Source organism: Terriglobales bacterium (assembly GCA_035457425.1).
Lineage (GTDB): Bacteria > Acidobacteriota > Terriglobia > Terriglobales > Acidobacteriaceae > JACPNR01.
In genome coordinates this window covers 1-7,949 of record DATIBR010000043.1, presented here as the reverse complement: position 1 = coordinate 7,949, position 7,949 = coordinate 1, and the positions used below count along the sequence as shown (strand labels likewise).

Genomic DNA, 7,949 nt, shown 5'->3' with positions numbered 1-7,949 from the left:
CGCGGCGTCATATACCTTCAACCCGCCGTCGATCGTGCCCACGATGAGCGACACCCTCCCGGTCCGCCGGAAGTTCGCCACCACGCGCGGATATCCGCCCACCGCCGCGTTCAGCCGCATCTGGCCCTTGTCTTCGTCGATCACGATGGACTCATCGCCTTCGCGGTAGAAGCGCACATGCGTCGCCGTGACCTCGAGCTTCCCATACGCCAGGCCCGGCCGGAGGCGGCCCTTCTGGTAGAGGGTCTCGCCCACGGCCGACCTGATCTCGCCGTACGCCTTCGCATCGGCTTCCGGACCTTCCCAGATGGTCACGCCGCCGGGCCCTTCGAACCACAGCACGCCCAGCCCGGCCAGCACGGGGAACTCCAGCACCGGGCCGTCCTGGTCGTCGCGGAGCTCGATCACGCTCGCGGGCCTGCGCTGCGCCGCCGTGCGTTCCACCTCGGCGTAGGCGGCGTCGAAATCGCGGTACGCCCTCAGCAACAGCGCGAAGCGGTCGCCGAACCTCCGCTCCAGGTCGGGGTAGAGCGCCATCCGCCAGTTCCTGCCGCCGGCGCGCAGCTTCACGTAGTGCAGGCCGAACGCGCTGCCGTACTTCAGGTCTTTCACCTCCGCGCGCTGGAAGTCGAACGAGTCGCGCGGGACGGTGACGCCGTCGAAGCGCACGCGCGTCGGCGTGATGGTCAGCACGCCTTCGCAGTAGTCGGCGACGTGGCCGTGCCCGGCGAGGAAGCGGATGGCGCGCTCGCCCGCGAGCGTGGTGGCGTCCTGCGCGGCCGCCGGGCTTGCCAGCAAAAGCACGGCAAGAAGGAGTCGCGGACCGGCTCCGCTCATCGCTTCGCTTTCGCGATGGCGAGCAACAGGTCGACATCCGCGCCGGCAGCGCGCAGGCGGCCCTCTTTCGCGTCGTCGAGCACGAAATCCACGCCGCGCTCCTGCACCAGCATGGCTGCTCGTTTGGGTGCGACTCCCGCGCTCAACATCTTCTCTACATCCTCGACCGTCAGGGGCGGCGGTCCGGCGCGCTCCAGCGTCACAAGCACCTCGAGTTCGTCTCCGGACTCGACTTCCATCGCCTTCGCCCACTCCCGGTAGCCGCCGGCGCTCACCCGCAACCGCCGCGGCCCGGCGGCGACGTCGGTCAGCACCAAGCGCCCTTCCGCGGCGCTGGTCGTGCCCTTCGGGATGTCGTCCACGTACACCTGGGCGCCGCCTGGTTGCGACCGCACCGTCACCACCGCCGGGCGCACCAGGCTGGCCGCCGTCGCGACTGCCGGACGGAACGGCACCTCCGACAGCGCGAGCGGCTGCCGGTAGAAGAAGCGCGGATCCACAGGCGGATTCAACTCCATGCCCTGAAGATCATCGCTGCCCATGTGCTTGCCGTCTTCGAAGTACTCGGCGTGGAACGGCCAGGTCACGCCGTCCACCGTCCTCAGGTCGGAGAGCTCGCTGGCGCGCTGCTTGGTTCCGTTCTGGTCCTGGACGGTCTCTTCCAGCCGCAGCAGCCGCCCACTCGCCGGCTCGACCGACCAGCGCGCCGAGGCGCCGCCGGAGCGCAACTCGATCACCTTCACCGGCGTCGTGCCCACCAGGCCGTCGCCCACCATGCGCACCTGGAAATCCGGGTCGGCGGCATGCTTCGCCACGTAGAAGTAGCTGCGGCGCATCGAATTCTGCCAGTTGGTCAGCCAGTAGGCGGGCATCGTCTGCGTCTGCCCGCCGCTGATGCCGTGGGCCTCGTTCGCGGTGATGACCAGCACGAAGGGCGCCGTGTTGGAGGCCCCGGTCGCGACCAGTTGCGCGCGGTCTGGCAGCGCCACGAAGGTGTCGAAGGTAAAGCGCTGCAGCTCGCCGTTCTGGTCCCGCCAGCTCCGCGCTGAACGGTAGCGGACGGCGTAGATCTCCTGGAGGCGTTTGCCGCCGGCGAATCGCAGCGCCTTCTCGAGCACCCGCCGGGCCTCGTCCGCCGGCTGCTGCGCGGGCGATGCCAAGCCAAGCAGCAACATCGCCGCGAGCGCTGCTTTCCGACGCGCGTGCATCCGAGGTTATCTCCGGTTGATGATGGCGTCTTCGGCGGCCTTGGCCTTGCGCGCCTTGTCGATGCCGGCGCGCGCGGACTCGTTGTCGGGATCCAGCCCCAGCGCCTGGTTATAGCTGCTGATGGCGGCCTCGTATTCGCCGTTGACGCGCTGGCTGTCGCCCTGCGCCACCAGTTGCTGCGCGCGCTCCTTGTCGGCCGCGCTCGGACCCTTGGGCGCCGCCGGCTTGGGCCGCTCGCGCGGTGGCGCGGCTTTCGTCGCCGCCGGCGGCGGGCTCGCCGCCGCCGTGTCGCCCACCACGGGCGACACCTTCTCGTACTCGGTGAGGTTGTTCACCTCTTTCACGCCCGAGACGCCCTTGGCCAGCGAGTCGGCCATCTGCGACTCGTACAGCCCGCTGACCTTGCCTTTGAGCGTGACCACGCCGTCGCGCGCGCTGACTTCGATCGCGCTCTTGATCTCCGCCGAGCTGCCGAGCGCGGCGCGCACGTCGGCCGCCAGCCGGTCGTCCGGCAGCATGAGCGGCGTGCTGGTCGTGGGTCTCGCCGGCTCGTTGGCCTGCGCCTGCCCGAACTTCACCCAATAGACTCCGCCGCCGAGCGCGCCGATCAGCACGATCGCGCCCACGTAGACCAGCCAGTTGCTGGAGCGCGCGGGCGGGGGCGGCGCGTAACGCTGTGGTGCGGGCCGCGCCGGGGCGGGACTCGGTTGCGGCGTGCGCGCGCGCGCCGGCGCCGCGGCTGCGGGCGCGCTCATCGCCGGCCGCGTCCGGATGTTGGTCACTCCGGTCGCCAGCTCGTGGTCCACGTCGTCGAGCGCGGCCATGAACTCCGCCGCGTTCTGGTAGCGCAGGTTGCGGTCTTTCTCCAGCCCGTGCACCAGCAGCACGGAGAGCGTCTCCGGGATGCGCAGCTCGGGCGAGATCTCGTGCGCGCGCGGCGGGATGCTCTGAATGTGGTGCAGCAGCATGCCCATCGGCGTGTCCGACTCGAACGGCAGCCGCCCCGTCACCATCTCGTACAGCACGACCGCCAGCGAGTACAGGTCGGCGCGCCCGTCGATCTGGTCGCCGTGCCGCCCCATCGCCTGCTCCGGCGAGATGTACTGCGGCGTCCCCACCACCATGCCGGTCTTGGTGTTGCTGTGCGCGGCTTCCATGCCCGCCTCGCGCACCTTCGCGATCCCGAAGTCGAGCACCTTGACCACGTCCGAGCCGTCGCCCGGGTCGGTGATCAGGATGTTGTCGGGCTTGATGTCGCGGTGCGTGATGCCGATGGCGTGCGCGGCCGCCAGCGCCGCCGCCACCTGCCGCGCGATCGCGATCGCGCGCCGCACCGGCAGCGCCCCCGCCCGCTGGATCACGTGCCGCAGGTCGTTGCCGTGCACGTACTCCATCACCATGAACGGACGCCCGTCTTCGGTCGAGTCCAGGTCATCGACACGCACCGCGTTCGGGTGCTGCAGCTTGCGCGTGATGATGGCTTCCGACTTGAAGCGCTTCAGGAAACTCTCGTCATCGAGCAGCCGGCTGTTGACCACCTTGATCGCGCGCAGCTCATTGAACGCCAGGTGGCGCGCCTTGTAGACCACCGCCATGCCGCCCGCGCCGATCTTCTCCAGGATCTGGTACTTGTCGCGGATCACCATCCCCTGCGTCAGCTCCGACACCACCCGCAGGACGCGCTGGTCCTTCGGGCACGTCTGGAACTCGTTCGGGTATGTGGTGTGGCACGTGTCGCAGTACTTCATCGCCCGTCCGTGGCTCTCCGGCCGCGCGGCGCGCCTGGGCGCCGTGCTTGGTCGCGCTTTCCTGGGAGACTCGGCGGCGGGGGCCGCCGGCGGGAATCATACCTTCGCTGGCCTCGCGAAAGCACTAGTTTGTTGCAGCGCTCGCCTTCGGCACCTGTGGACTGCGTACCCATGGACCGTGAACCAAGAAAAAAAGGCCTCTCTCCATCCGATTCAGGATCGCTCCAAGGAAGGAAGAAAAGCCTTTTATCCCACGTGGTGTAACGTCGGTGTCCGTTGGCCTTCGGCCTTGCGGGACGGTGGACCGTCCACGCGTGGACTGACTCAAAAGATCTACGCCGCGCGCGGCATCTGCCACTCGGGCTCGGCGGGCGCGGCCGCGGGCGCCGCTTGCGCCGCGCGCATCGAGCGGACCTTGCGCAGCAGCAGGATCATCGCCAGGATCGCCGCCCAGGCGCGCGGGTCCGGCGTCACGACCGTGGCCAGCGCGCGACGCACGGCGCGCACATGCGCTTCCTGCGCGGCCGCCATCGCGATCTGCCCCGGGCTCGTCTCCGGCCCGTTCCAGCCCGCGCGCGCCGGTTCGTAGGCCGGCGGCGCCGGCGGCGGCGTCTCCACCAGCTTACGCACGTCGGGCTTGATCGGCGTCGCGTCCGACGTCCCCACCAGCAGCAGGCACACCAGCGCGGCGCCTAGCACGATCACGATCCTCTGGATCAGCCGCTTTCCGCTCACCATCGCTTAGATGCCGCGCGGCACCCGCGGTGGCCCGCTCCACGCTGGTCGCAAGCCGCAAAAACTCCGCACGGCAGGCAACCGCCGCCCCCGCTCCTTTGTTCGGTTTCCGGAACAGAATGGTTATTTCGGGAAAACGCCCGCCTTTCGACCTTACTCTGGCCTGGTTAGTTCCCCAGCTCCCACGGAAGCGTAAGCGGCAGCGCACGCGGCGGTTCGCGGCGCAAGCTTGGAGTCTTTCTGGGGAATCCATCGTACGCACTCTCTGGCCGTGCGCAGGACTCGATGTCGCGGGGCCACGGCAACCCAAAGCTCGCAGGCGAGCTGGCCGAGAGTGCTTTCATGACGACGGCGCTCACGCGCGGCTTCATCGTCTCGCGCCCGTTCGGCGAGAGCGCCGCGTACGACGTGGTGGTCGACAATCGCGCCCTGCGGCCGCCCGACGCGCGCAGCCGCCTGTGGCGCATCCAGGTGCGCAGCGTCAGCGGACGCCCGCCCTTCCGGGTGACCACCTTTCATGGCCGCGCCAAGCGGCCCATCACCGCCGCCGACGCCGATTTCCTTGCCGTGCTCATCGTTCCGCTCGCCACCTGGTATCTCATCCCGGTGCGCGTCTTCTCGCCCGCCATGGGCCTCTGGCTGTTCCCGCACGTGCCCGCGAGCCGGGGGCGCTTCGAGCAGTATCGCGAGGCCTGGCGACGGCTGACTTGACGCGCTTCGCCCGCTCTCCGCGTTGTTGGCCGGGTTTCCCGGGACCACGTATCAGTTGCCTTAATCGCCGGCATCCGCTATATAGGGCCCACCTCCCAATGGATCCCGGCCAGCAGCTCCGCAGCATCCGCGAGAACCTCGGGCTGACGATTCGCGACGTCGAAGCCGCCAGCGCCAGCATCGCCACGCGTCATCGCAATCCCGAGTACGGTATCTCCATCAGCCGCCTCTCCGACTTCGAGACCAAGGCCATCATCCCCAACGTCTTCAAGCTCTATTCCCTCGCCGTCATCTACCGCATGACCTTCGAGGAGATGCTGGACGTCTACGGCCTCGACCTGGCCAGCGCGGCCGCCGACGCGGGCGTCCTCTCCCACCCGCAGTCCCACCTGCTGCCCCGCAACGCCGGCGGCTCCGCCAAGATCCCGGTCCGCCTCGACCCGGCTTTCGACATCCGCAAGACCACCAACATCGGCCGCATGATCCAGGCCTGGGGCCTGGTGCCGCTCTCGTATCTCGCCTCGCTGCTCGATTCCAATCACACCTTCGGCTACATCGGCACCGAGGACTTCACCATGTACCCGCTGCTGCTGCCCGGCTCGTTCGTCCAGGTGGACGAAGCGCGCAACCGCGTGGAAGAGAAGATGTGGCGCTCCGAATACGAGCGGCCCATCTATTTCATCGAGAGCCGCGAGGGATTCACCTGCTGCTGGTGCACGGTCAAGGGCGACCGCATCATCCTGCAGCCGCATCCCCTCTCGCCCGCGCCGCCCCGTGTCGCGCGCTTCCCGCAGGACGCCGAGGTCATCGGCCAGGTCGTCGGCGTGGCTATGCGGCTGGGAGACGTTTCCTTCGACGACGCGCCACGCTCGTCATCGCGTCCCAAACTAAACTGAAGTGCCGGCGCTGCAGCTCGTCGGTTCCCGCCGGCAGCAGCTCCTCCATGGAACGCTTCACCACCCGCTCCAGCGTCTCCTGCTCCGCGCAGGTCCGCTCCAGCGGCTGTCGCAGCAGGCGCGTGAACGCTTCGCGATGCGCGGCCGCGAGCGCCTCCTCTGCCGCTTCCTTCCCGTGGACCTTCGTCAGTCCCCAGTGCTCGTAGCCGCCCTCCGCCGGACGTAGTGCGGCGAGATAGTCGAGCTGCGCCAGCGTCCCGCGCAGCGCCGCCAGCGTCGTAGCCTCAAGATCTTCCTTCGCGGAACGGAATGTCATTCCCTGTTTCGCTTTCCGGACACCGAACAGCCGCGCCCTTCCACGCTTCCCCTGCCCGCCAGGCCTCCACCCTCGTTCGCGTGCGAACCACGCACCTCTGGAGGTTTCTGTGAGAAAGGTTACACGGTTATTCCTCGCTACCACACTGCTCGTTGGTACATGTTCCATCGCAGCGCTTGCCGACAGCGACCCGCCGCCCTGCAATCCCAGGGATCCTACCTGCATCCCCCCGCCGCCACCGTATGCCAAGTTTGCCATGGAAGTCCCGCTTCCCGTTCTGGTCCAGATGCGCTGATCCGATTCCGGAAACCGGAACAACGACGCAAATGCTGCGCAGTGCAGTAGCAGCTCTGTAGTAGGCTGAGCCGGATATCACTCTCCGGCTCAGCCTATGGACTTGCGCCTCGCACTTCGTCTCATCCTGTACGCAGGGCTGTTCTTCGAGCTGCTGATCGCCGGAACCTTGCTCTACCGCCGGCTGTATCGCCGGCTCCCGCTCTTTTTTCTCTACGCCAGCTTCGCCTTGTTAATGACCCTCACCCTGCAGGGAACGCGCCGGGTCGGCCCGTCCGCCTACTTCTACAGTTATTGGGGCTTTGAAGTCGTCTCCTGGGCGCTGGAACTGGCTGTCATCCAGGAGGTCATGCAGCAACTGTTCGAACCCTACAGCTCGATCCGGCGGCTGGTGCTGCTTCTGTTCCGCTGGGGCGCCGGCCTGCTGGTCACCATCGCGCTCCTCTCCGCCATCGCGGCGCCCGGGGGCGACACCGATCAACTCATGGCGGGCGTCCTCACGCTCGAGCGCAGCGTGCGCATCGTCGAGGTCGGCCTGCTCTCGCTCCTCTTCGTGTTCGCCGGCTTTCTGCGGCTGCGCTGGCCGCACTACGCGCTCGGCATCGCCCTCGGCTTCGGCATCTACTGCACGGTCGAGCTCGTCACCCTCACGGCGCGCGCCCACGGCGGCATGACCATGCAGACCTCTTTCTTCTGGATGAAGCCATTGGCCTTCGTCGTCGCACAAGTCTGCTGGGCCTCGTATTTCTTGCTGCCCGCGCGCGTCCCGGCCTCCGAGCGCACTCCCGCGCCTACCATGCAGGGCTGGGATAGCGCGCTCGCGGAGTTCCTCCGCCGATGACCCTCTTCTGGCCCGCGCTCTTCATCGCCTTCGCGCTCGCGGGGCTCGCGCTGGTGTATTGGGTGTTTCGCGGGCAGCGCGTCGAGTTCTACGCGCCCGCCGACCTCGAGCGCTTCGTCCAGCCCGTCGACCTCGCCGCTTTCCAGTCGCTGCTCTCGCCCGAGAACGAGGACTTCCTCCGCGCCGAGACCTCCCCCGCGGAGCTGCGCTCGTTCCTGCGCCGGCGCCGGCGCGTTGCCGCCGCCTACATCCGTCGCGTCGCCGCTAACGCCGCCGTGCTCACGCGCCTGGCGGAATTGGCGCGCACCAGCTCCGATCCCGCCACCGCGCGCGCCGGCGCCGAGCTCGCCAACGCCGCCCTC

Annotated in this window: 9 protein-coding genes; 4 read left to right on the top strand and 5 right to left on the bottom strand. The window is 68.4% G+C overall.

Annotated elements, in window-relative coordinates:
- The 4 genes from VLA96_03270 to VLA96_03255 all read right to left on the bottom strand — a co-directional run.
- On the bottom strand, window positions 1–804 hold an 804-nt coding region (locus tag VLA96_03270), incomplete at its 3' end, for a hypothetical protein (protein HSE48209.1).
- Between the two features lie 29 nt (window positions 805–833).
- Window positions 834–2,045 (bottom strand): PEGA domain-containing protein, encoded by a 1,212-nt coding sequence (locus tag VLA96_03265; protein ID HSE48208.1) that lies wholly within the window; start codon window positions 2,043–2,045, stop codon window positions 834–836.
- A gap of 6 nt (window positions 2,046–2,051) precedes the next feature.
- Complete coding sequence (locus VLA96_03260; GenBank protein HSE48207.1) at window positions 2,052–3,794, bottom strand: protein kinase; 1,743 nt, start codon at window positions 3,792–3,794, stop codon at window positions 2,052–2,054.
- Window positions 3,795–4,127: 333 nt separating this feature from the next.
- On the bottom strand, window positions 4,128–4,529 hold the full coding sequence (locus VLA96_03255) for a hypothetical protein (protein HSE48206.1): 402 nt from the start codon (window positions 4,527–4,529) through the stop codon (window positions 4,128–4,130).
- Between the two features lie 285 nt (window positions 4,530–4,814).
- Between VLA96_03255 and VLA96_03250 the strand changes: the two genes are divergently transcribed.
- Together VLA96_03250 and VLA96_03245 are read left to right on the top strand one after the other, a co-directional pair.
- Window positions 4,815–5,240 (top strand): group I intron-associated PD-(D/E)XK endonuclease, encoded by a 426-nt coding sequence (locus tag VLA96_03250; GenBank protein ID HSE48205.1) that lies wholly within the window; start codon window positions 4,815–4,817, stop codon window positions 5,238–5,240.
- Window positions 5,241–5,338: 98 nt separating this feature from the next.
- Window positions 5,339–6,136, top strand: coding sequence for a helix-turn-helix transcriptional regulator (locus VLA96_03245; GenBank protein ID HSE48204.1), 798 nt, complete (start codon window positions 5,339–5,341; stop codon window positions 6,134–6,136).
- Here the strand turns inward: VLA96_03245 and VLA96_03240 are convergent.
- Window positions 6,069–6,452 carry a hypothetical protein gene (locus VLA96_03240; GenBank protein HSE48203.1) on the bottom strand — a complete coding sequence of 128 codons (384 nt, stop codon included), beginning with the start codon at window positions 6,450–6,452 and terminating at the stop codon, window positions 6,069–6,071. The two genes, VLA96_03245 and VLA96_03240, sit on opposite strands and share 68 nt — an antisense overlap.
- 391 nt (window positions 6,453–6,843) lie before the next feature.
- Here VLA96_03240 and VLA96_03235 point away from each other — a divergent pair, with 391 nt between their 5' ends.
- A complete protein-coding gene (locus tag VLA96_03235) occupies window positions 6,844–7,587 on the top strand; it encodes a hypothetical protein (protein HSE48202.1) in 744 nt (247 codons plus the stop codon).
- Window positions 7,584–7,949 (top strand): hypothetical protein (locus tag VLA96_03230; protein ID HSE48201.1); only part of this gene is annotated, 366 nt, incomplete at its 3' end. The genes VLA96_03235 and VLA96_03230, both read left to right, overlap by 4 nt.